The organism is Exiguobacterium sp. s34, assembly GCF_018617435.1.
Lineage (GTDB): Bacteria > Bacillota > Bacilli > Exiguobacteriales > Exiguobacteriaceae > Exiguobacterium > Exiguobacterium aestuarii.
This window is the reverse complement of sequence record NZ_JACSKE010000015.1, coordinates 1-978: the sequence shown is the minus strand read 5'-3', so window position 1 is coordinate 978 and position 978 is coordinate 1. Positions and strand designations below refer to the sequence as shown.

Annotated in this window: 6 tRNA genes and 2 rRNA genes; all 8 read left to right on the top strand. The window is 48.6% G+C overall.

From position 1 onward, the window contains the following. A 23S ribosomal RNA gene (locus tag KNO87_RS15315) occupies nucleotides 1-83 on the top strand; the annotation flags it as partial. A 100-nt stretch (nucleotides 84-183) separates the two neighbouring features. Further along, nucleotides 184-300: ribosomal RNA gene (gene rrf, locus KNO87_RS15310) — 5S ribosomal RNA — on the top strand. Between the two features lie 8 nt (nucleotides 301-308). Next, nucleotides 309-384 (top strand) — tRNA-Val (locus KNO87_RS15305). Nucleotides 385-393: 9 nt separating this feature from the next. Continuing rightward, nucleotides 394-469: transfer RNA gene (locus KNO87_RS15300), tRNA-Thr, on the top strand. 41 nt (nucleotides 470-510) lie between these two features. After that, a tRNA-Leu gene (locus KNO87_RS15295) sits at nucleotides 511-597 on the top strand. 32 nt (nucleotides 598-629) lie between these two features. Continuing rightward, nucleotides 630-706, top strand: a tRNA-Arg gene (locus KNO87_RS15290). Nucleotides 707-712: 6 nt separating this feature from the next. Then, nucleotides 713-789 (top strand) — tRNA-Pro (locus tag KNO87_RS15285). Nucleotides 790-802: 13 nt separating this feature from the next. Next, nucleotides 803-878: transfer RNA gene (locus KNO87_RS15280), tRNA-Ala, on the top strand. The last annotated feature ends 100 nt before the right edge of the window (nucleotides 879-978 follow it).

Sequence of the window (978 nt, the reverse complement as noted above, 5' to 3'; positions counted from 1 at the left end):
AGACGATGAGGTAGATAGGTCATGGGTGGAAGCGTGGTGACACGTGGAGCTGAATGATACTAATCGGTCGAGGCTTTGATCTAGTCTAATGGTTTGTGTTGATGAATCCTCAGTTTTCAGGGAACAATCTCTCTAAAAAAAACATGTTGACATTATTTTAAGATAATGTTAATATAATATTTGTCTGGTGGCGATAGCGAGACGGCCACACCCGTTCCCATGCCGAACACGAAAGTTAAGCGTCTCAGCGCCGAAAGTAGTTGGGGGATCTCCCCCTGTGAGGATAGGACGTTGCCAGGCTACATATTGGAGGATTAGCTCAGCTGGGAGAGCACCTGCCTTACAAGCAGGGGGTCGGCGGTTCGATCCCGTCATCCTCCACCATTTACACCTGCCGGTGTAGCTCAGTTGGTAGAGCATCTGACTTGTAATCAGAGGGTCGAGGGTTCGAATCCTTTCGCCGGCACCATTTGATCTTTTCAAAAAGTCTACCGCTAGAAATTATACCTTGCCGGGGTGGCGGAATTGGTAGACGCACAGGACTTAAAATCCTGCGAGGGTTTCCTCGTGCCGGTTCAAGTCCGGCCCTCGGTACCATTAATATTTTTCCCATGATGATTATTCGTCTCGCACCCTTAGCTCAGCTGGATAGAGCGTTAGACTACGAATCTAAAGGCCGGGAGTTCGAATCTCTCAGGGTGCACCATTTTTACGGGAAGTAGCTCAGCTTGGTAGAGCACTTGGTTTGGGACCAAGGGGTCGCAGGTTCGAATCCTGTCTTCCCGACCATCATCACTTTTATGGGGCCTTAGCTCAGCTGGGAGAGCGCCTGCCTTGCACGCAGGAGGTCAGCGGTTCGATCCCGCTAGGCTCCACCAATTTTATTTTCACAGACGAACTTTGAAAACTGAACGATGAGGCAAAAATAAGTTTTACAATTTTTGAATGAAGCGCAAGCTTCGTCAATTTAAGAGCTAT